The organism is Thermoflavimicrobium daqui, assembly GCF_003313465.1.
In the GTDB taxonomy this organism is placed as follows: Bacteria; Bacillota; Bacilli; order Thermoactinomycetales; family Thermoactinomycetaceae; genus Thermoflavimicrobium; species Thermoflavimicrobium daqui.
Map to the genome: position 1 here is coordinate 16,987 of NZ_KZ845663.1, position 22,343 is coordinate 39,329.

The 22,343-nt window shown below is 38.0% G+C and carries 22 protein-coding genes and 1 riboswitch; of the genes, 1 reads left to right on the forward strand and 21 read right to left on the reverse strand.

Annotation, left to right across the window (positions count from 1 at the left end):
• Positions 1 to 8: 8 nt before the first annotated feature.
• Positions 9 to 195, reverse strand: a riboswitch (Lysine riboswitch).
• A 166-nt stretch (positions 196 to 361) separates the two neighbouring features.
• The gene (locus DL897_RS00135; RefSeq protein WP_113657109.1) at positions 362 to 835 is read left to right on the forward strand and encodes a hypothetical protein; all 474 of its coding nucleotides are present in this window, start codon (positions 362 to 364) and stop codon (positions 833 to 835) included.
• A 190-nt stretch (positions 836 to 1,025) separates the two neighbouring features.
• On the opposite strand, the gene DL897_RS00140 is transcribed toward DL897_RS00135, so the two are convergent.
• The 21 genes from DL897_RS00140 to DL897_RS00240 form a co-directional block, all read right to left on the reverse strand.
• Complete coding sequence (locus tag DL897_RS00140; protein WP_113657110.1) at positions 1,026 to 1,766, reverse strand: YqjF family protein; 741 nt, start codon at positions 1,764 to 1,766, stop codon at positions 1,026 to 1,028.
• 21 nt (positions 1,767 to 1,787) lie between these two features.
• Positions 1,788 to 2,348 carry a stage V sporulation protein SpoVABEA gene (gene spoVAEA, locus DL897_RS00145; protein WP_113657111.1) on the reverse strand — a complete coding sequence of 187 codons (561 nt, stop codon included), beginning with the start codon at positions 2,346 to 2,348 and terminating at the stop codon, positions 1,788 to 1,790.
• A gap of 84 nt (positions 2,349 to 2,432) precedes the next feature.
• Positions 2,433 to 2,855, reverse strand: coding sequence for a stage V sporulation protein AB (locus tag DL897_RS00150; protein WP_113657112.1), 423 nt, complete (start codon positions 2,853 to 2,855; stop codon positions 2,433 to 2,435).
• Positions 2,842 to 3,462: a stage V sporulation protein AA gene (locus tag DL897_RS00155; protein ID WP_240627220.1), complete on the reverse strand. Its 621-nt coding sequence runs from the start codon at positions 3,460 to 3,462 to the stop codon at positions 2,842 to 2,844. Before DL897_RS00155 ends, DL897_RS00150 begins: the two co-directional genes overlap by 14 nt.
• Before the next feature lie 202 nt (positions 3,463 to 3,664).
• The gene (locus DL897_RS00160; protein WP_113657114.1) at positions 3,665 to 5,134 is read right to left on the reverse strand and encodes a DnaJ domain-containing protein; all 1,470 of its coding nucleotides are present in this window, start codon (positions 5,132 to 5,134) and stop codon (positions 3,665 to 3,667) included.
• A 172-nt stretch (positions 5,135 to 5,306) separates the two neighbouring features.
• Complete coding sequence (locus tag DL897_RS00165; RefSeq protein ID WP_113657115.1) at positions 5,307 to 5,957, reverse strand: tetratricopeptide repeat protein; 651 nt, start codon at positions 5,955 to 5,957, stop codon at positions 5,307 to 5,309.
• 167 nt (positions 5,958 to 6,124) lie between these two features.
• Positions 6,125 to 6,901: an RNA polymerase sporulation sigma factor SigF gene (gene sigF / locus DL897_RS00170; protein ID WP_113657116.1), complete on the reverse strand. Its 777-nt coding sequence runs from the start codon at positions 6,899 to 6,901 to the stop codon at positions 6,125 to 6,127.
• 10 nt (positions 6,902 to 6,911) lie between these two features.
• Positions 6,912 to 7,370: an anti-sigma F factor gene (spoIIAB, locus tag DL897_RS00175; protein ID WP_113657117.1), complete on the reverse strand. Its 459-nt coding sequence runs from the start codon at positions 7,368 to 7,370 to the stop codon at positions 6,912 to 6,914.
• Complete coding sequence (gene spoIIAA, locus DL897_RS00180; RefSeq protein ID WP_113657118.1) at positions 7,367 to 7,720, reverse strand: anti-sigma F factor antagonist; 354 nt, start codon at positions 7,718 to 7,720, stop codon at positions 7,367 to 7,369. Before spoIIAA ends, spoIIAB begins: the two co-directional genes overlap by 4 nt.
• 163 nt (positions 7,721 to 7,883) lie before the next feature.
• Entirely contained in the window at positions 7,884 to 9,041 is a 1,158-nt protein-coding gene (locus DL897_RS00185) for a D-alanyl-D-alanine carboxypeptidase family protein (RefSeq protein WP_113657119.1), read from the reverse strand.
• 106 nt (positions 9,042 to 9,147) lie between these two features.
• The gene (locus DL897_RS00190; protein WP_113657120.1) at positions 9,148 to 9,786 is read right to left on the reverse strand and encodes a hypothetical protein; all 639 of its coding nucleotides are present in this window, start codon (positions 9,784 to 9,786) and stop codon (positions 9,148 to 9,150) included.
• 30 nt (positions 9,787 to 9,816) lie between these two features.
• On the reverse strand, positions 9,817 to 11,460 hold the full coding sequence (ggt, locus tag DL897_RS00195; RefSeq protein ID WP_113657121.1) for a gamma-glutamyltransferase: 1,644 nt from the start codon (positions 11,458 to 11,460) through the stop codon (positions 9,817 to 9,819).
• Positions 11,450 to 12,622, reverse strand: coding sequence for a CapA family protein (locus DL897_RS00200; protein WP_113657122.1), 1,173 nt, complete (start codon positions 12,620 to 12,622; stop codon positions 11,450 to 11,452). The genes ggt and DL897_RS00200 overlap by 11 nt, the downstream gene beginning before the upstream one ends.
• 15 nt (positions 12,623 to 12,637) lie before the next feature.
• Positions 12,638 to 13,099, reverse strand: a complete 462-nt coding sequence (gene pgsC / locus DL897_RS00205) for a poly-gamma-glutamate biosynthesis protein PgsC (RefSeq protein WP_113657123.1) — start codon at positions 13,097 to 13,099, stop codon at positions 12,638 to 12,640.
• 12 nt (positions 13,100 to 13,111) lie between these two features.
• Positions 13,112 to 14,329 carry a poly-gamma-glutamate synthase PgsB gene (gene pgsB / locus DL897_RS00210; RefSeq protein WP_113657124.1) on the reverse strand — a complete coding sequence of 406 codons (1,218 nt, stop codon included), beginning with the start codon at positions 14,327 to 14,329 and terminating at the stop codon, positions 13,112 to 13,114.
• Positions 14,330 to 14,892: 563 nt separating this feature from the next.
• Positions 14,893 to 17,157 (reverse strand): immune inhibitor A domain-containing protein, encoded by a 2,265-nt coding sequence (locus tag DL897_RS00215; RefSeq protein WP_113657125.1) that lies wholly within the window; start codon positions 17,155 to 17,157, stop codon positions 14,893 to 14,895.
• A 414-nt stretch (positions 17,158 to 17,571) separates the two neighbouring features.
• Positions 17,572 to 18,897: a pyrimidine-nucleoside phosphorylase gene (locus tag DL897_RS00220; protein WP_113657126.1), complete on the reverse strand. Its 1,326-nt coding sequence runs from the start codon at positions 18,895 to 18,897 to the stop codon at positions 17,572 to 17,574.
• Between the two features lie 72 nt (positions 18,898 to 18,969).
• On the reverse strand, positions 18,970 to 19,791 hold the full coding sequence (locus tag DL897_RS00225) for a purine-nucleoside phosphorylase (protein WP_113657127.1): 822 nt from the start codon (positions 19,789 to 19,791) through the stop codon (positions 18,970 to 18,972).
• A gap of 69 nt (positions 19,792 to 19,860) precedes the next feature.
• Positions 19,861 to 20,667: a purine-nucleoside phosphorylase gene (locus DL897_RS00230; RefSeq protein WP_420824103.1), complete on the reverse strand. Its 807-nt coding sequence runs from the start codon at positions 20,665 to 20,667 to the stop codon at positions 19,861 to 19,863.
• A 34-nt stretch (positions 20,668 to 20,701) separates the two neighbouring features.
• Positions 20,702 to 21,883 (reverse strand): phosphopentomutase, encoded by a 1,182-nt coding sequence (gene deoB / locus DL897_RS00235; protein ID WP_113657128.1) that lies wholly within the window; start codon positions 21,881 to 21,883, stop codon positions 20,702 to 20,704.
• 156 nt (positions 21,884 to 22,039) lie between these two features.
• The gene (locus DL897_RS00240; RefSeq protein ID WP_113657129.1) at positions 22,040 to 22,258 is read right to left on the reverse strand and encodes a DUF4227 family protein; all 219 of its coding nucleotides are present in this window, start codon (positions 22,256 to 22,258) and stop codon (positions 22,040 to 22,042) included.
• Between the last annotated feature and the right edge of the window lie 85 nt (positions 22,259 to 22,343).

Sequence of the window (22,343 nt, forward strand, 5' to 3'; positions counted from 1 at the left end):
ATATTTTCGTTGAAGATAGCGCTTCACGATCCATCTGTATCGTGACAGTTCTGCTCCTTTTCGGAAACAGACCCAGTTTGTCTATACAGAGAATATGGACAAACTTCGGCGACTTTTCCTTTCTTCAAACCCTCATTGATCCTCTCTGTATCTCCGATTTGAATACTCATAAAAGCCGCAACCTCCACTTCAGCGAAAGAGGTTTCATATATCAAATTATTAGTAAGAGTCTATCTGATCTTCTTCAGAAAGTCAATCTTTTTTCATTAAAAAGAGAAGAAATATCCCTAAAAAAAGGAAAATAACACTTTACCTCGAATGTAAAAAATAGGTGTCAATTTAAAGTTCGGGGTGATCAAGTATGTCAGAAATTAAAGCAATGTTATCGGCTTTATTACATGGACAGGAGTTAATCCATGCAAAATTAGAAGGAATGCAAAAAGAGACTGACGACAAATTCAATAGTATGCAAAAACAGTTTGATGATAGATTTAACAGTATGCAAAAGCAATTTGATGATAGATTCAACAGTATGCAAAAGCAGTTTGATGATAGATTCAATAGTATGCAAAAGCAGTTTGATGATAGATTCAATAGTATGGAAAAGGATATCCACAGAATTAAAGGAGACATTTATACCCTACAAAAAGACATCCAAGAGATCAAAGGGGATGTTAACGAATTAAAAAGCAGTGTATCCAAACTCGAACAAAACATGGAGCAAGTAAAAAAACATATGGTTACACAAGATGAATTAGATGCTGTTAAACTAGTAACTGCTGTGGGATTAAGACAAACCGCTACCACATTGGATAATATTCCAAAGAAAAAGTAAAGAACAAGGAATGATGATCCTTCGTGTATAAGATCACCTACTTAATCCGTACCTCATCGTTTTTGAGCTTTCGTCTTCAAATATCAGTCTATCGAACATCTTATAGATTAGCACTTAAAAACCATTGTTACTTTTTGAAAAAAGTCGATCCTTCAGCTTGATCTAAGAGCGATCTATAATTTTGGTCGAACTACCCATGATATTTATCCACTTTTTTTAAAGGCCAGAACCATACCTTTTGTTGATCACTGTAGTGGGCTAATGTATACGAATCAGATATCCAAAACTTAGGCAAAAGCTGCTGCTGAATCGTCTTTACTTTCACTTGTTGAAGCTGCCACGGCTGGTGATGGATCTCCGCCCGGTATAGATTGAGCCCTTTACAACTATAAAAGCAATAGCGTTCAATCAACCAATGATCAAGTGTTCCTTGTTTTGCCACCCAAAAGCCAGAACTAGGTTGATAGTGTACACACAGCTTTGCCTCTTCTGAGCTCTTTTCTTGCCGATGTGAGCTAAAAATATATTCATTTCCTTGCTTCTGCAAGCTCATCTTTGCAAAATAATAAGGTAAATGTGCCAAATGCTTAGCTAATAAAACGATTAACTTCCGACTAGCATCACAGCTAAAGAAGTATACACCTGGTTTTTTCCCTTGATCCGTTACATAAGTTCTGACATTGATTTGTGGAAAACGCGTATAAGAAAAAGTAGGCAATCCTCTAGGACGTATTTGCCCCATCCAAAAAGGAACGATCGTTAACCAAGCTTGTCCATTCCAACAATCTAACTCCAACGAGTCAGGAATATACTTCATCATTCGTTCAGGTAAGATTGGATAATGTAGGAATAAAACTTTCTCCCACTCTTGTGTCATGATCCAGATTCCTTTGGATAATGGCCAAGGTCGATGATCCGTTTGCTGAAACATGTTCCACTTCCTTATCCATATTCATCTATACATGTTTAAAATGAGCTGAACCGCCTTCGTTGTAATAGGAGCTCCATAACGAGTTAAATCCTTTCTTTTCATTTTTCCTATATCACCAATTCCTATCACAACAGGCACTTGTATTCGATTTAAAACCTCGACTGTATCACCATAAATTCGGCGCGGTCGTTCACGCTCAACCTCTCCTCTTTTATTTACACAATAACTAACAACATTTCCATTAGAGTCTACAGACATATGGATTGGAGTACCTAAGCCTTTCATACAGTCAGAAGCGACCGCTAATACACCTAATACTTGAATTTCAGGATGGGTGGCTACATAACGTAATGCTTTTTCACCATGCCCCTCTTTATCATTACCACAATCATCAAACATCACAATCACTGGATCATGAACAGCTTGTTTGATAAGTGCTACCAAAGTATCTCCAGATAACGGTGTCGGATTACCTGATGATAACGATATACAGCGTCCTCCTATTTGACGAGCCACTTCCTCTAATGTCTCTTTTGCAATTTGGTCTCCATCTGTAACTAAAATAACTTTTCTCTTACCCATATCCTCCGTCCTTTAACCCCTTACATTTTGATCCAAACTCGAGTCACATTAAGCCTAGGCGTAATAAAGGTATTTTTATATATTCTACCAAACATAGAACCAGAGCCATTGAAATAGGGAACCCACAATTTTTCCAAATGCCATAGCCATTAATAAATAAAGCAAATAATTTTGCATATGTAAGCGCTTAGCTAAAATAGGTATCACATTTAATACTTCTGTTAAAGCTGCTGCTAACATTCCAATAAAAATTCCCATCAACAAACCCACAAGAACCATAAACAAGCTTGGTACAGTAAGGTTCCAATCTCTTAAATCAAACCAAGTAAATGCCAGAACACCACAAATTACAGCATACTCATAAGAATGGATTTTTGATGCTGTCTTTGTCAGTTGTATAAGACGTGGGATAATATCAAGTACCGTTATAAAGGCTACAAAGCCACTGCCAACCGCAAATCCCCAAGCTAATCCCAAAAAAAGAATGAATATATTATGAAGAAGCATCATGATCCCTGCGTTCTAATTTTTGTTTTTCATCCTCAATCACAAATTGATCAATCGCTTCCTGATACAAAAACATTTCTAACTCCATCGGACTTGGCTCTTCATTAAAGCGGCGTTTAAATAGATGATTAAAAAAGATAATCATCCCCAACCCAATACCAATTGAATAAGAAATTTGTAATAGTAAAGGACTAGGGTTATGTATTCCTGTAACCAAATAATAAATGCGCTCATGAACTTCTTTCATACTAACATCTGTATGAAAATTCATGATTGCAAGCCCTGATCCAGTAAACAAAAAGATCCAAACTAAAATGACCGTAAATATTTTTGGAATCCGACTTGGAGTTATTACTTCGATAATGGTTTGTTGGGGACCAATATTTTGTAAATATACATCTGGAACTTGTTTATGAATTAACTGAATCACATCTTTTAATTCGATTAAAGAATAGTTTCCGTGAGATAAATCTACAGTACATATAGGAATTCGTAGTAAATGTTTAAAAGAATCATCTACTACCAAATACGCAATATCCTGCAAAAGGAGCTGTTGCCCAGACTGTACCTGAACTTTTTTCTTTAGTCGCAGATAAATGGTTTCCACGGGCAACCTCCTTCCTATTAGTTTAATTAGGTATAGTATGTACAAAAATCATGCATATAAATAATCATCCCTTTAACAAGAAATCTTTTCTTTATTTCACTTTTTAAAAATAAAAAAGTGGCTCAAAAATCGTTAGCCACTTTTCAGTTATTTAATTTCATTTCTAATATTCAGTTATTGGATACACCCTACTTTTTCACAATTAGATTCTCCCATTTGAGGTATTTTCCGCTTTATCTGCAACCTGAGATGGTGGCTGATTGGATGGAGTAGGGTTTGGATTTGAACCGGGAGCTTGACCCGTTTGGTCGCCACCTGAGTTACCTCCAGGTGGCGGATCAGTCGGGTCGGGATCACCAGAGTTGGGATCACCGGGGTTAGGATCACCGGGCTTGGGATCACCGGGCTTGGGATCACCGGGCTTGGGGTCACCGGGTTTGGGATCACCAGGCTTAGGGTCACCGGGCTTGGGATCACCGGAGTTGGGATCACCGGGCTTGGAGTCATCTGATTGAGAATCATCCGGCTTAGAGCTCCCCGGATTTTGTACAGATCCGTTATTACCTCCATTATTCCCGATATCATGATAATCTGGGTTAGAGTTTTTGATAGGTTCTTCTTTCTTTTCTTCCTCAGAATCTCCCGTGTTATTTCCATTTTGTTGTGGAATATAAATCTTCTCTGTTTTCGTTGGTGACTTATTGATTACACCATAATAAATAACAGTCAAAGTTAAAAGTCCCATGAGTATCAGTGAAGTTTTATACCACCACGTTTTTATCTTTTTATTTTCTGGCTCTACCTTATCAACAGTCGGTTGTACTTGGATCTTTGGTTTAGTTTCTTGAGCATGAGAAAGCCGTTCGTTTAGAATCCTTTTTGCTCTCTCACTACCTTGATCAGCAGCTTGAACAAGCCATCCAACACCTTCTGTCGAATTTTTTTGCAGGATATCTCCATCGATTAGCCTTCTGCCGAGTTCAACCATAGCTGGAGTATATTTACTTTCTGCTGCCTGTCTTAACCAATGCTCTCCTTCTTTTCTATCAAATGGTAAAACAGTCCCTTCAAGAAAATACACCGCAAGCTGAAACATAGCAGCATGATATCCTTGTTTTGCGGCTTTAATTAGCCACTCAATTCCCTTTATCTGATTGACCTCGCCAGTATCTCCTTCAATTAACTTGACACCAAGTTGATACATTTCTTTTGGATCCAGTTCTTTTATTTCCGTATTTGTTTCTTCATGATCTATTTTTGTTTGTTCTATGGGTTGCTTTTGTTCTCCATGATTCTCTTTCTCTTCTAATAAATCTTTTTCTGTTTGATTTATATCTTGACCTTTCTCAGACTCAAGATCTTTCTGTACTTCGTTTTTCTGGATTTTATCCTTCGGATCCTCTAGCTTCCCTTCTTCTTTCTCTATATCTTCATTTAAAACAATAGATAGGGAAGTTAATTTTTTATCGTAAAGCTTCCGCTTTTCTTCATCCAACAATTGATCTTGTATATTTTCTAGTAAACGCAGCATTCGCTCTGCTTCTACTCTCCGTTCAAAATCTGGAGAATTAATGCGCTGGTGCCAAATACGTTGCTGCTTGTAGATAGATTCCTGAATTTCCTCTTTGGATGCCGAAGGAGATATCTCTAAAATATGATAGTAGTTTTCCATTTGGTACTTCCCCTTCAGTTATTCATAATCGTTCCAATGATATATTACCAAAAAAATTACGCTTGTATAGCTTTTAACTATATTCTTTCTTGATATTCCCGAAAACAGTCAATCTCAAGCCGATTATGTTACTATAACTTGTAAAACATCAATCTGCAATACTTCTTTTAGCTTAATCTAAAAAAAATCGAATTATTTCCATGTCAAAATAAACTCCCATTACTAAAAATAATATCATCATACCAACTATTAACAAAATAACTTTAATGATACTCCATTTCTCACTTTTATTCAAAATAGAGTTGGACTTTACCATCAGCTTTTCCTCTACCCTGCTTTCTTGTATATCTTTTGACTTTTCTCCTCGACTCTCCAACTCCTTTATCGCTTGAGTATATCCATTTTCCGCAGCACGCCTTAACCACTTTTCTCCCTCTTCGGGATCATAAACAAGTAGATTTCCTTGGAAAAAGCAACTGCTTAAGCGATACATCGCTCTACCATCTCCGAGCTTAGCTGCACGAATAATCCAGCCAATAGCATCCGCAGGCGATGGATCCATTTGCTTACCATCAAGTAAGCGACAACCTAATTGACTCATCGCCTCGATATGTCCTCCTCGAGCAGCTAACCAAAGCCATCTTTCTCCTTCATTCCATTTTTTTGCTTGATTCACTTGGGAAAAATAGTACTGAGATAGTGCAAACATCGACTCGACATCTCCTCTAATCGCTAGCATGAGTAATTTTTGTTCTTCTGCAAATGGATCTATCTGTAAACATGACTCTTTAGACATTCTAGCTTTTTCACTTTCTTGGGTCATGATAAAATATTCCACCTATCTATAAAATAGTTATATGCCCAAAAAATTCACTATACAAAAACAGTTATTTCCTTCTAGCTACTTTTAGAACTAGCCGTTTGGCATATCCATATCATATGATTTTCCCATAAAAAGCTTGAAAACAAAAAACACCTCATAAAGAGGCGTTACGAAGAATCTTGTGTCATATCTAGCTCCAGTTCCTGACGCATACGTGAAATAATCTTTTTTTCTAAACGTGAGACTTGAACTTGTGACACCCCTAACCTTTCTGCTACTTCTGCTTGGGTTTGATCTTTATAAAAACGCAAATATACAATTAAACGTTCTCGATCGTTTAAACGATGAATCGCATCCTTTAGAGCAATTCTATCAAACCAAGAGGTTTCAGATTCATCAGCGATTTGATCCATTAATGTAATAGGATCACCATCATTTTCGTATACATTTTCATAGATCGATGTAGGTGCTCGATTGGCTTCTTGAGCGAATACAATTTCTTCCGGATCTACTCCTAATTCTTCTGCTATCTCATGAATGGTTGGTATGCGATCTAAGCGCTTTGAAAGCTCATCTCTGATTTTTTTGATACGATTTGCCATTTCTTTAAGCGATCGACTTACTTTCACGATTCCATCGTCACGTAAAAAGCGCTGAATCTCTCCAATAATCATAGGCACAGCATATGTAGAAAACTTCACGTCAAAAGAAAGATCAAACTTATCTATCGCTTTTATCAGACCAATACACCCGATTTGAAACAAGTCTTCCGCCTCATACCCACGATTCAAAAAGCGCTGTACGACCGACCATACTAACCGAATGTTGTGATGAACTAGGCGATCACGAGCTTCCAAATTTCCTGATTGACTTGCTTTGATTAAATTACGTACTTCTTCATCAGACAAGTGATGGAGTTTATTGTTACGTACATCAGCATCCATGACGAATCCCTCAATTCGCCATCTTTTGTTGCTGATGGCTTTTCAAAAATTTCACCATATAAATGGTTGTACCTTTTCCCGGCTTTGAGTGAATTGTTACTTCATCCATAAAGTTCTCCATGATGGTAAACCCCATCCCAGATCTCTCCAATTCAGGTTTGGAAGTATATAAAGGTTGTCGTGCTTCACTTACATCCATGATACCAGTCCCTTGGTCCGTTATTTGGATGCTGATACGTGATCCGTCAATTTCGGCACGAATATAAATCATGCCTTCCTGATTCTCATATCCATGAATGACGGCATTGGTCACTGCTTCAGAGACAACGGTTTTAATATCGGTCAGCTCTTCCATCGTAGGGTCAAGTTGCGAAACAAATGAGGCTACAGCAACACGTGCAAAAGCTTCATTTTCTGAACGACTTGGAAATTTAAGTTCCATAAAATTCTTATGTACATTTTGTTTCATGATGCCACCCCACATGCCGAAACTGCAGTTTGCTCATCTTCAAATGTAGGTAATATCTTAAATAGTCCAGACATTTCCATCAGTCGATATACAGAAGGTTGAATGGAACAAAGCACCATTTTCCCTCCTAATTGTGATACTTTTTTATATCTTCCCAAGATCATACCTAGACCTGAGCTATCCATAAAGTCTAAATTCTTTAGATTAAGTACCAAGTGAAAGTAACGATCTTTTCCCAGCTCATCCTCAATCTGATATCGTACCTGTTCTGCAGTATGATGATCAAGTTCTCCATTTAATCTAACAACAAGCACATTGCGACTATGCTTCATTTCAAGATTGAGACTCATATCAGCAGCTCTCCTTTCCATCTATTCCAACCTAATATTTCTATAAATATCCTTTTCTTTCCTTCTTAAACATTTGAATATTGAGATGGACCTTTAATAAATGTCCTATCATCGTACGATCCAAAAAAGCCTACCACTATTTATTATGGTAGGCAAATGAAGATCAAGAAATGAAAAAGATTTTACGTAAGGTCTTTTTAAAGTTTGACCAGAAAGTAGCTTCCTGAATATCTTGTACAGAGACAAGCTCCCATTCTGTTACGACCCGCCCTTCTTTACTGATCTGTACCTTACCAAGGACTTGACCTTTTTTAATCGGGGCAGATACCTCTTGCCAAATGATTTTCTTATGATAAGCTTTTGGGTCTTCTCCCTTACGAATTAAAATACCCATCGGCTGATTAGCACGGAATTCAACCCATTCAGGGTCTCCTTTAGGAATTTGTCTTTGTGCAATCAGATCCCCTTTTTTATAAACAGTAAAATGGGTATATTGATTAAAAGCATAGTCTAGCATTTGTGATACTTCTTTATTTCTGATTTTTGCATTAGGCTCTCCCAAAACCACGGCAATTGCTCGCATTTGATCTCGCTGTGCTGTTGCTGTAAGGCAAAAGCGTGCTTCAGAAGTAAAGCCTGTTTTAAGCCCATCTACTCCTAGATAAAACCGAACTAGTTTATTGGTATTAACCAACCAAAATGGCTTTGGTGAATCTTTTCGCAAATAGTCTTGATAAACCCCTGTAAACTTCGTTATCTCTGGATGTTTAAGTAGCTCTCGAGACATAACCGCAATATCATAAGCAGAGGAAAAATGGTTATCCGCAGGTAAACCATTGCTATTTGCAAAATGGGTATCTTTCATTCCAAGCTCACGGGCTCGCTTATTCATTAATTCAACAAAATGTTCCTCAGTTCCAGCGATATACTCAGCTATGGCCACAGAAGCATCATTAGCGGAAGCGACAGCAATCCCTTTTAGCAAATCTGTGACACTCATCTGTTCGCCTGGTTGCAAGAAAATTTGTGATCCTCCCATGGATGCAGCCTTTTCGCTAACTCGTACTTGATCCTGCCATTTGATTTTCCCTTGGTCAATCGCTTCCATGACTAATAACATAGTCATTACTTTAGTAATACTAGCTGGTGATAATTTTTCATGACTATTTTTTTCAAATAGAATCTTTCCGGAGTGAGCATCCATTAATACTGCTGACCGAGCCTCAGTAGCAAGCATAGGACTAGGCTCTGCAAATGCAGTATTGTTACATAACGAGAAAATAGTTAACAACGTCCATATCATTATGCCAAAGCGTTTCATCCCTATTCCTCCTATCCATGTGTCCATAGTCTGATCTAGAAATAGGGATATTATTCCAATTAACATAAAAACCCTTGGTTATATTACCAAGGGTTTTTTATTTCTATTATTTCGTTTGCGGAGCATTCTCAGTATTAGAAGGTTGTTCCTTTACTAATTTAATTCCTTTTTTCTTCATAAGCTGAACTGTTTTGGGATTTCCCCACTGACGTTCACCATCAAGTATATGCTCTACGAATACCAAAGAAGCTAGGTCATCTAAAATATCATGAGAATCCCGCTTGCCAAAGTTTTTTTTAGCTAAAGCAATATCATCTTTTAACGATTGAATAAATTCACGTCCATCAGGGGTCTTCGAGTATTCAGGTTTATTAATAATTGCTTCAACTTTAGCAAACTCCTGATTGGTATTATTAATTTTATAACCCCATTCTGGTCCAAATACAAGAAAGTTTGCATATTCATGAAGACGCTCCATCGACTTCATAATCGTATTAAAATCAGCTTGAGTAAAAAGTCCCTCGCTTTTATCAACAAGTGTCCCTTGTACTAACTTTTGCTTATATGCTTCAATCGCCTTGATCTCTTCTGGACCTAACGTTTCAACATCACGAAAGTTAGTTAAAAAAATAAGGAGACCAGCGACAATTAAACTAGGAATGATTATACCTAGTATTTGTTTACGGGTTAGTTCCCTTTTTATCTTTTTTTGTTTACGCAGTCGTTCAGCTCTTGTTAAATCCATTTATCTATTCTTTGACCTCCCTTCATCATCTCAATCAGAAACTTTATAAGCTCCTCCACGTCGGAGATCATATCCACCATCCACAACACCGACATTCGGATCAATTCGGATTCCCTGAACTCCACCATAAAAGTTACCTATATTTTTATATTCAAAAGAATAGCCCATTTTCTGCAACTTTGCTTTTTCAGCTACTGGAATATCTTTCTCTAAAAATACCGTTTTCCCATCAACCATAAAACGTGGCTGGTTAATCGCTTGTTGCATAGGCTGCTTAAACTCGATTAAGCGAACGATAACCTCTGTAAGTATAGGGGTAATACGCTGCCCACCTGCACTTCCGATCGCAAGGACTGGCTTGTTATTTTTAACTAAAATAGTAGGTGCTGTATAGCTCAATGGCTTCTTACCGAGTTGAGCGCTATTCGGGCTTTTCTTATTCGTACTAAAATTAGCTAGCTGATTATTTAAAAAGAAACCATCCACATAAATTCCGGAGCCAAAAAAGTTACTTAAGGTATTGGTAGCTGATACGACTGTTCCTTCTTGGTCTACTACAACCAAATGCGTGGTATTATCATGATCTTCTTTATCTGCAATCGTATCCGTCTCTACCTTGTATTTCTCAGAGATTTGGGTTCGGTTAATCGAAGAAGATAGTCTTTGGATATATCCATCAGTAGTCATATCTTTAACAGGAACATTAACAAAGTTTGGATCACCTAGATATTTGATACGAGAAGAGTTGGCTCGTTTATTCACTTCACCCATCAAATGAATAAAGTCAGCCGACATATCCTTTACCGTATGGATCTTTAAATCCTCTGTCATTCGTAAAGATTGGAATAACATAATGCCACCACTAGGTGGACCGGGAGTATAAATTTTATAATCTTTATATTTGTGTACAAAAGGCTCTTTTTCTGTAGGTTGATATTTTTGTAGATCTGTAAGTTTTACCCCTTTAGTTTGTTGCTCAATCTTCTTAGCAAGTGCTCCACTGTAAAAAGCCTGGGCTCCACCGTCTCTAATCAGCTTCAAAGTCTCCGCTAACTGTTTTTGTTGTAATAACTGCTTAGGAGCAATCGGACGCCCCCCTGGATATAGATGAGGTATCTGCGCTACAGGCATGCGGGCCTGAGCTCCTTGTAAGCGATATGTGAGTTGTGAAGAAACTTCAAATCCTTTCTCAGCCAAATCAATGGATGGTTGAATTAATTGTTTCAAAGGAAGTTTACCATATTTCTTATGAGCCATTTCCATTCCTTTGACAAACCCGGGAATACCCACACTATTTTCAGGGATCTCTCCTGTGAAAGGAGCATGTTCACGGTAGTCCAAAATAGCAGGTTTATGCTTCTTATTTGCTGGATAAACTAGCATTGTCCCCCCACCACCAATACCGGAACCATATAACTCTACCACACCAAGAGCATAAGAAACAGCTATCGCTGCATCTACGGCATTACCACCTTGCTCAAGAACTTCCATGCCAATTCGTACCGCTTCAGGGTGCCCAGCCGCTACTCCATATTTCTTGGTACCTTTTTTTTGAATGGTTTTTTCAAAGGCAGCTGATTGATCTTGATAGGTGTACTTTTGATAAAAAAAGGCTCCCACTAAACCAATGGTAACAATGATGGAGAGAATCACGTGAAAACGTTTATTTGGCATGCTTGTTCCCTCCAGTCGCTAATTTTACATGACCAATTTCCCTTATAATTTTATCTCCTTCTCGTTTCCAAACTTGATTCCATTTATTGGTATACATCATTTCATCCGTAATCTGAGCGAAAATCTTTTCACGGCGATATACATTGGTCCAACCGGTTACAGGTCGTGGACGCCCCTCACGGATATACATAGGATGTATTTCGATCCGCGCTTTTCCATCTCGTCCAATTTTGTATTGGGCTAACACCGATTCACGTGTACGTGACCATCCTTGGTCAAAGATAAAATTACCGAGACTATAGAAGATAACTCCATTTTTATATACTTCAACTGATTCCAATACATGGGGATGGTGTCCTACGATAATGTCTGCCCCTGCATCAATAAGTGCATGTGCCAAATCTTTTTGTCGCGGATGATAGCTACTATCATATTCCAATCCCCAATGTACATGCACAATAACTAAATCAGCATTTTTCTTTGCTTTTGCAACTAAAGGAAAGAAAATAGATGGTTTTGCAAGAGCGATTCCTGAACGATTCTTCTGTGCCCCAAATCCTTTCGGTAATACATCTGAGATTCCTAGGGTAGCAATTTTTACTCCATTTTTAGTCTTATAAGAAATTTTTGTTGCATTACCTAAATCACTTCCAGCTCCGACTGTATCTACATCCACTTTGTTAAAGGTTTTAATTGTATCAACCAATCCTTGTTTCCCGAAATCTTTCATATGGTTATTCGCTAAGCTGACCACTGAAATGCCAGCTTTTTTAACCGCTGTCGCCGCTTCGGGTTTTGTATTTAAGTGGATATACTTATCGGCTTTGGGATAATTCTCCCCCAAAGTAATTGGGTTTTCAAAGTTAGCAGTCACAAAATCAGACACCTTAAAAAATGGAGTTGCATATTCAAATAGATAATCATAGCCTTTATTTGGTATAACAACATCTTGTATATTTCGTCCAAACATCATGTCTCCCACCAGTGATACGGTTAACTGATCTTGAGGATTTTTCTTCACTTGAATCGCCTCTGGCTGATCCAACATATTAAGTAAAATAATTCCAACAAACGTAATCACTGCTGCGATACTTGTATGTAAAACCGCCTTCTTTTTATGCCTTTTATTAAAGCGAAGCATCCGTTGTTTCCAAGTTAACATCCATACAATTCCTTTCTAGAACATATGGTAAACGAACATAATCAAAAATGTACAAGCACTAAGCAACAATGTGCTCCACATCGTTGGAACGAGCCCTTGCTTTTGAATGGTATTGGCAATAAGTCCTGGAACAATAATTCCAATTCCTCTAAATTCAGCAAGCTCAAAGGGGAACAGAGGGAATACTTTAGCAACCAATAAGTCAAATATTAATTTCAGCACAATTCCTACCGATAACATTGCTGTAAACTTTCTTCGACCATAGAGAATGGTAAAGCGACTTACTACTTTCGTTACAATTAGAAAAGTAAGGTAAGAAAGGAGTAAAACTGTTCCAATAAAGATAGGTTGATCAAATACCAATCCCATATATCCTGGAACAATCAAGCCAGCTGGTACAACACCTGTCTTTTCTGCATAGAGAAGACTAAGGACTACCCCGATGATTAGAGAGATATATAAGTCTGAACCAAACAATCCATTTTCCTCCTAACCGACATATTTCGTACTCTTTCTTTGTCGATTTTTTAGTTCTTTTACTTTTTTATTGGCTTCTTCAAATAGTTCACATAACGGCTCTGCTGCACCGTGAATATTACCAACACCATAGATCATCCGCCCAGCCATTCTTTCTTTTATCGCCTGATATATTACCTTTGTCGGTTGGTCTTCCAAATCAAGAACTTCACGTGCTTTGATTTTTCCAGCTTTATACGCTTCTACAATAGGTGATGTTGTCGTACCGATCACCATCAAACAGTCAATTTGCATATGAGGGAGTACATCGTTTGCAAACTGCTCTGTTCGGTCAACACGGTCAGGACGACAGTTCATAATCACAATGGGATCCTGCGTCGGATAACCAAGCATTCCTACACGTTCCCAAATATTTAAAGTGGATGTCGCGTCATTTGCAGCAAATCCATTAACAAAATAAGATGGATTCTCTGTCATATCTAAGGTAAGAATACGCATTGCCCCTGGATCTGGATGGGCATTTAACATACCATTAAAAGCAGTTTCTTCATCAATTCCCAAAGCTTCCGCCACAGCTAAAGCTAAAGATGCATTTTCAGGGAAAATCATATAATCAAATTGACGTAAGTACTCCTCAGAAATTCGAGAATTATCAGCAACATAGACTCGTGTTCTTCGTTTTTTTGCTAATTTTTTATAATATTCTACATAAGGACCGTTATTAATAATTAAGTGTCCTTTGTATGGAATAGTAGCGGTAAAAGCTTCTGCAACTTCGTCTAAAGTAGGGCCCATGACATCCATATGATCCTCCAACACATTAACAATCACACCAACAGTAGCTTGAATCATATTTTCTTGAAAAATAATTTGGTAGTCGGGATTGACAGCCATACATTCACTAACAAGGCACTCTGCTTTTAACTTGGCTGCTTCAGCTACTACCACTTTTTGCTCTCGGATGTTCGGTCCTTCTAATCTTCTTATAATCGGCTTTTCTTCTTCCTTAAACCAATAAATCATACGGGCTGAAGTTCCCGTCGTTTTCCCCACTGTGCGATATCCGGCTTCCACCATAATTCCCGTAATCAAACGAGTGACTGTCGATTTGCCTCGAATTCCATTGACATTAATTCGAATGGGAATCGAGTTAATATTCTTTTGATGTTTTCGCTTTTCTAATATTCCTAGTACGAAAAGAACCCCTAAAAATAGGGGAATGATCCACATAACCGATTCATCTCCTATCTATTTCATTCATCCTTTAACAAAAACCACTGCACTATAGAGCATGTTGCATAAATGGAACCAAAACCTAGATCATTCCTAGATGAAGCCGCAAATCGTTTTTGTGTAGGATCGACTTTTGCGCCAAACCTTTAGCGGGAGTGAGTGGGGAAACGATGAGCGGCTGATTAAGAGGGCAACCTCCACTATCAATATAATTCGATTAGGGAGAAGTAATCTTCAGACAAAGATACAAAAATATAAAAATGGCTAATCGAATGAAATTATTATACCAACCCTTATATAGTATAGATTTATATCTATCTCTAATCTATGTCTGATTTTCGAAAATTGATTTGTAAATTTATAACAAAATAATATATATTACTATATACAAAAGAATATTAGTATGCTATACTATTTAATTGGAAAATTTACCCATTAAGGTTTATTTTCATTATTTATTCCATATTTAAGTATTTAAAAATCCTAAAAAAACCCGTACCACTATAAGAATGATACGGGCCTTGTATGACACTCTACCTTTTAAGGTAGACCTATATGACTTATTTCGTTTTTGAAACAGTGATTAAAGCACTATTAAAAATCTTTTCTAGCTTCACATCCATTTTCAAACCAACTTTAGGTAGAATTTTTCCACCACTCGGGTTATAAGGAGTAGAATAGTCATTTTTATCATCAAAACGAGTAATCCCTGGCAACCCTGGATAGTTTAAAGTATTTCCATTTTGAGAGAGTGTTAGTGGAGCTGTTTTAAATCGACTAAATGCTGCGTCTTTAATTTGGACTCGAGTAGTACCAGCAGCTTTATTACTCCAGAATATACCTTGTTGATGAGCATCTACCACTCCTAAGAAACCTTCTCCAGGATGTTCTCCAGTCCGGTTATCGGTTCCATATCGTCCATCATAATACCAGATAACTACTCCAGGATCATAGGAGATTTTTTGTCCTGCAAAACCAACATTTTTTAGTCCCTTGTCCACTCCATTATGTGTGCGATACTCTACTAAATAATAACTTGGGAAGTAAGTAGGAGAGCCATCAAAAACGGTAAACCCTTTTAATTCAAATTTTGCTTCTCCTTCAACATCATCAACCAATACTTCTTGGCCATTCACTTTCACAGCGATGTTATCAATATAAGCTGCATCCATAGCGAGACCAGGATCCGTTGCATAATGGAATTCAACGCGAACCTTTTTCCCCTTAAATTCGGAAAGATCCAATTCCTGTTTTTCCCATTCTTTTTTCACATCGGAATATGCTTTTATTTGTTTAGGTTCATTACTATTTTCTTCATATACATTCACATATAAATAGTCATAGTTTTCCTCAATCGCTCTCCAAAGATCGAATGAAATGGTTGCAGTATTTGCTTGGGTTAAATCAATAACTGGAGAGATCAAGCGGTTATTTAAGGCATCTCCTTTTCCAGAGAAATACGCCTTTTTACCTAATGGTTTTACAGGTGGTGCTAGTGGCTGATCAGGTAAGTCAATTTTCAAAATCTTACCTTTTGATGAATTTTTAACCGCTTCATTTAGTGTGAATGCTTTCGTTCCTTTTAAATCTTCATATTTTATCGTTTTTGCAGATGGCCAGTTTCCACCATATGTATTATAGAAATACAATTTGGCCCAAGGACTAAAACCGGTAGGCTCTGATCCGGGAATTTTTCCTGCCCAACTACCATGAGACATGATCGACCAATCTTCAATTGGCGAGCCTGTCCCAGTATAGCCTGTATCATATTCATCAGGTAGCCCTAAGTTATGACCATATTCATGAGCAAAGACACCGATTGCTCCATCTTCAGGTTGAATAATATAATCAAATGCTTTTAAATTGGTGCCTGGAATGGTTGTAGGTGCTGGTAAGGTCCAACGGTGAGACCAAATTGCGTCATCTCCTTGAGCGCCGCCCCCCGCTTCTTCACCCATACCAGCATGGATAACAAATAAGTTATCAAGCATACCGTCTGGTTCCATCACATTTCCATCTTGGTCTAAATCATAAGGATCACGTTGATCATATTTCGCTTCATTTCCAGCGATTTGTTTCCCAATTGTTTCTAATGTTTCCTTAACTAACTCACGTGGTCTTGCATCATTGTCACCATTCAAATGCCCACCATAATATTTAGCAGTCTCTTTGGCTGAAATCCATGGGGTTACAGTTCCATCAAGATGCCAATAGCCTGCAGATTGCTGTAAATAATATTGTTTAACTGTATCCCCTTTTTTTCCATTTGGAAGTGTAATGCCATTATTGCCAAAAATTAGATCTTGGAAATGTTTCTGATTATAATCGGTATACCAGTTATCGGTTTCGTCTTTTTTAATTTGATTATGTTTTACATCACTAAACTCGATCAGAGCAACGACACTATTATCTACAAATTGTTTTTTCCTTGAACTAATCCGATCCTCATCAGGAGTACGTGTAATTTTATTAGCTGTTCGCTTTTGCAAAGCCTTTTTTGTCTTCTGTGCTTTTTTACCGAAAGATGTCTTAGTATCAATTCCACCCGTTGATGCTCCGGGAACTTTGCCGCGATTCACATAAGCTTTGATTGCTTTTTCGACTTCTTTCGGTGTGGCATCTTTTTTTAATTTTCCTTTTTTAATAAGACTTTTAATAAGTGCATCTTCATTTACGATACCCCAGTCAATCGCATTCTCTTTTGGCATGTGGGAACTCGTTGGTTCCGAACTTGGAGTATTAGCAGATGCTGATATAGGAACTGTAACCATGGTTCCTATCACAAAGGAAGTTGAAAGTAAACTTGCAAGCGCTTTCCTTTTCAACTTATTTCCCCCTTATATATTAAATTAAAATAATAGGATTATTTTTATTATAGGGAACTGAAATTATTTGTCAATATAATTAATTATCTATATATACATTAAATAACAATTTATGGTGTAAATTATTATATTTAAATAAATTGGATAGCCTAAGTATTAGAATACAAGATAAATAGAACTTTGGATAAAAAATCTCTTACTTTCGACTCAATCACCATTCTACTGTTTTTAGATATCCTGCTGCAAAGTGGCTTATGATGTGGTAGGCATCAAATAAAAAAATCCATCACAGTAAAAACCATGATGGATCAATAAAGAAAAAAGTATCCAATGCCCACATAACAGAAAAAAACAAAAAAGCAATCATCTTCTACAATAAGAAGGAGATTGCTTTTATTTTTCCATCCTTCATTATTATAGTTTAGTCATTCCACTTGCTGTTACAATACAGCGGATGAGTTTAGGTGGAGTGACAGGCTGGTTATTAATTTTGACAGCTTGTAATAAGCGTTTTGTAACTTCAGGAACTTCTTCAACACGATTCACATGTAAGGTAGCAATTGGCTCTCCTTTTTTAACTGCATCTCCTACTTTTTTATGTACGACTACCCCTACAGCATGATCAATTTGATCATCTTTCGTTTCTCTACCTGCTCCTAATTTCATCGCACAGAGCCCGATTTCTTCTGCCTCAATTTGCTGAATAAATCCATCTTCCTCAGCTAGGACAGCAATCTGTTCTCTGGCTTGGGGTAATAACTCAGGATGATCAATCTGAGCAGGATTACCGTGTTGACCTTGGATCATCTCTTTTAATTTTTCCAGTGCACTTCCATCTTCGATACATTGTTCTAAGAGTGCCCGAGCTTCTTCAACAGTTTGGCAACGACCCGCTAACAGTAGCATTTGACTTCCTAACACTAAAGTTAGCTCTGTTAAATCAGCTGGTCCAACACCTTTTAATGTATCAATCGCCTCGATCACTTCTAAAGCATTTCCAACAGCATGCCCTAGCGGTTGGCTCATATCGCTAATAACTGCAATCGTATTTCGGCCGACAAGCTGACCGATCTCAACCATCGCCTTTGCTAGCTTAATCGCATCTTCTTCCTCTTTCATGAATGCTCCGTCTCCAGTTTTCACATCCAGTACGATTGCATCCGCTCCTGTCGCTATCTTTTTACTCATGACAGAGCTTGCAATGAGCGGAATGGATTCAACCGTTGCCGTCACATCGCGTAACGCGTATAGCTTTTTATCAGCAGGAGTTAGATTGGCTGTCTGCCCACCCACAGCCAATTTTTTTTCATTGACCAGTGCCAGAAATTCTTCTGTAGTTAGCTCTGTCGAAAACCCTTCGATCGATTCCAATTTATCGATCGTTCCACCTGTATGTCCTAAGCCACGTCCGGACATTTTCGCCACAGGAACACCTGCTGCAGCTACAAGGGGGCCTAATATCAATGTAGTGGTATCACCCACGCCACCCGTACTATGTTTGTCCACTTTAATTCCTTTGATCGCAGATAAATCGATTTGATCGCCTGATTGAACCATCGCCATCGTAAGATTAGCTGTTTCTTGAGGGTTCATCCCTTGAAAACATATAGCCATTGCCCAGGCAGCTATTTGATAGTCTGGTATAGATCCGTTGGTATATCCTTGGATAAGATATTCAATTTCCTCTTTACTTAAACTTTGTCCATCTCTTTTTTTATGAATAATCTCTATGGTATTCATCATTGAAAACTCCCTAACTTAAATGGATAGAAGGGGACTTGAAAAGTAACACCCTATCCATTTTGATTTAATCTATTCAAATTCTTGGATAATACCTTTTAATAAGCTTTTAAAACGGGGTTTTACCCGATTAGCCACTTCGACAACTTGTTCATGAGTAAGTACTTCTAACTCTTCACCGATTGCCATATCCGTAATGCAAGAAATACCTAAAACTTTCATACCCATATGGCGAGCAGCAATCACTTCTGGGGCTGTTGACATACCAATCGCATCCCCACCAACTTCTCTCATCATGATCAGTTCGGCTGGAGTTAGATAGGTTGGACCACTTGCTGCCACATAGACTCCTTGTTGAATGTTACATCCTTGTATATCAGCTACTTTTTTGGCTAAGTCAATTAATTCTGGAGTATAAGTTGTAGACATATCCGGGAAGCGTGGACCAAGCTTAGCATCATTCGGTCCAATCAAAGGGTTAGAGCCTGTCATGTTGATATGATCTTCAATCAGCATAAGATCTCCTGCTTGAAAACTTTTATTCATTCCACCAGCTGCATTGGTAGCAATAAGCGTATGTGCTCCTAAAGATTGCATCACATACACAGGAAAAACCACTTCTTGTAACGAGTACCCTTCATAAAAATGAAACCTTCCCTGCATAGCTACGACTGCTTTACCACTAAGATTGCCGATTACTAGCTGTCCTGCATGCCCCTCCACGGTTGAGATCGGAAAATGAGGAATTTCTCCATAAGGAATCGCCACACGATTTTCAATTTCCTCACCAAGCTCTCCTAGTCCTGATCCTAAAATCAATCCAACTTCTGGAGAAAGCGGAGTAAGACTTTGAATCTTCGCTCGGGCTTCTTCTATTTTTTGTTTTAAAGTCAAGAACAACTCACTCCCATTGATTAACCGTTTTTATGAATTAGAAGTCATAGGTTCATCCTTTTATCATGCTTATAAGCTTTTTAAAATACCGCGAACCAAGCCAATAAACTTCTCTTTCACCTGCTCTGCCGTTTCCATCACTTCTTCATGACTTAAAGGTTGTGGTAAAATTCCTGCTGCCATATTGCTAATACAAGAAATTCCTAACACGCGGATTCCTGCGTGACGAGCCACAATTACTTCTGGAACAGTAGACATCCCAACTGCATCTCCGCCTATCTTACGTACCATGCGTATTTCGGCAGGGGTTTCGTAAGTTGGACCTAAAAAGCCAGCATAAACCCCCTCTTGAATCGAGATACCTTGCTGTACTGCCACTTGCTTAGCCAGTTCGCGCAGCTTTGGATCATAAGCTTGTGACATATCAGGAAAACGTGGACCTAATTCAGGATCATTAGGGCCGATGAGTGGATTTCTAAACATGAGATTAATATGGTCGCGAATAATCATTAAATCTCCAGGTTCAAAAGACTCGTTTACCCCACCTGCTGCATTGGTAACTAAAATCGTTTCTACACCAAGTTCTTTCATCACACGAATGGGAAACGTGACCGATGATAACTCATGTCCTTCATACAGATGAAAGCGTCCTTGCATAACAACCACGGATTGACCTTCTAATTTCCCCAATACCAGCTGCCCTACATGTCCTTCCACAGTTGAGACCGGAAAATGCGGGATTTCTTCATAAGGAATTTTCACTGGTTCTTGAATCTCTTCTGCCAGCACTCCTAAGCCTGATCCCAAAATCAAACCAACACGAGGTGTCACTTTACTTTTGCTTTCAATTGCCTTAGCAGCTTCTTTGATCTGCATACGAGTAATTTGCATCTGCTCTTCCCCCATTTTTTTATTTTAAATGTGATAAAAAACTTTCCCCGATTTTAGGAGCTTGTACACTGAAATTTTCAGCAATAGTAGCACCCAAATCAGCAAAGGTACGACGAATTCCCAAGCTTTGGCCAATCGGTGATAGACTGCGTCCATAGATTAATAGTGGTGTATATTCTCTCGTATGATCTGTTCCATGATGGGTAGGATCATTTCCATGATCCGCAGTAATGATTAATAAATCATTCTCTTGTAGAGCTGCGAGTATTTCTGGAACACGTGTATCAAACTCTTCTAGAGCTTTAGCATATCCTACTGGATCACGACGATGACCGTATTTCGAATCAAAATCAACTAAATTGATAAATGCAAGACCATGAAATGGTTCTGCTAAAGTATCAAGCAATTTATCGACACCATCCATATTTGATTGGGTGTGAATGGCACGAGTAATCCCACTGCCAGCAAAAATATCGGAAATTTTCCCGATCGCGATTACATCTTTTTTAGCTTCCGCCAGACGATTTAAAACGGTTTTCTCTGGAGGCTCCACGGAATAATCCCGACGATTTGCTGTGCGTGTAAAATGACCCGGCTTACCTACAAATGGGCGGGCAATGACCCGGATGACGGAATACTTTTCATCTAATGTTAATTCTCTAGCTACTTCACAGATATGGTACAACTCTTCTAAAGGAACAATTTCTTCATGAGCAGCAATTTGAAACACACTGTCAGCAGAAGTGTAAACAATCACTGCTCCTGTTTTCATATGTTCTTCGCCTAGTTCATCGATAATTTCAGTACCTGAGGCTACCTTATTACCTAACACCTTACGTCCGATACGCTTTTCGAATTCCTGAATTAGTTCTTTTGGAAACCCTTCTGGGTAAGTTTTAAAAGGGATTTCAGTAAAAATACCCATCATTTCCCAGTGACCTGTGGTTGTATCTTTTCCTTTTGAAATCTCAGCCATTTTACCAAAATAAGCCTGTGGTTCAGCTACAGGCTCCAAGCCCTGAATCGGCTCAATATTAGCCAAACCCAATTTCATCATATTTGGCATCGAAAGACCATTTTGATGCTCGGCAATGTGCCCTAATGTATGTACTCCTTTATCATTAAACTTCTCTGCATCAGGTAAGGCTCCAATTCCTACACTATCTAGCACGATTAGCGCAATGCGAGAAAAGTGTTGCATTAGCATCTCCTCCTTTAATCATAAAAAAACGAACAGCATTTAGTCAGATTTGTTAAAATGCACATTGAGTCTCTAGTCTAATTCCTGACCTCAGGTTCGTTTTATTAGTCTTTCATATCTTATTTTATTTAATCAAGGTGAAAATTAAAATGGATTTCATTCCCCAAGTAAATAAAATAGCTCTAAGCGTTGCTGAACATCTTCTAATTCTTTTTTAGCAAATACTCGAATCGCATCCTCTTGTATTTTTTTATTAGGTTGAGTTGCATCAAAATAAGTAGAAATGAATGAAATAATTTGATAGAATAATAAAGTAAATAGTATAAATAAGATAAAAAATTTGATCCATTCTTTCAATCGTGTTGAAAATATCATAGGCTACTCGTCCCCACTTTTTTCTTGATGTATCCATATGAAAAAATGGGGCGAAATATGATTCGTTAAAAAGGATCATCTTTTC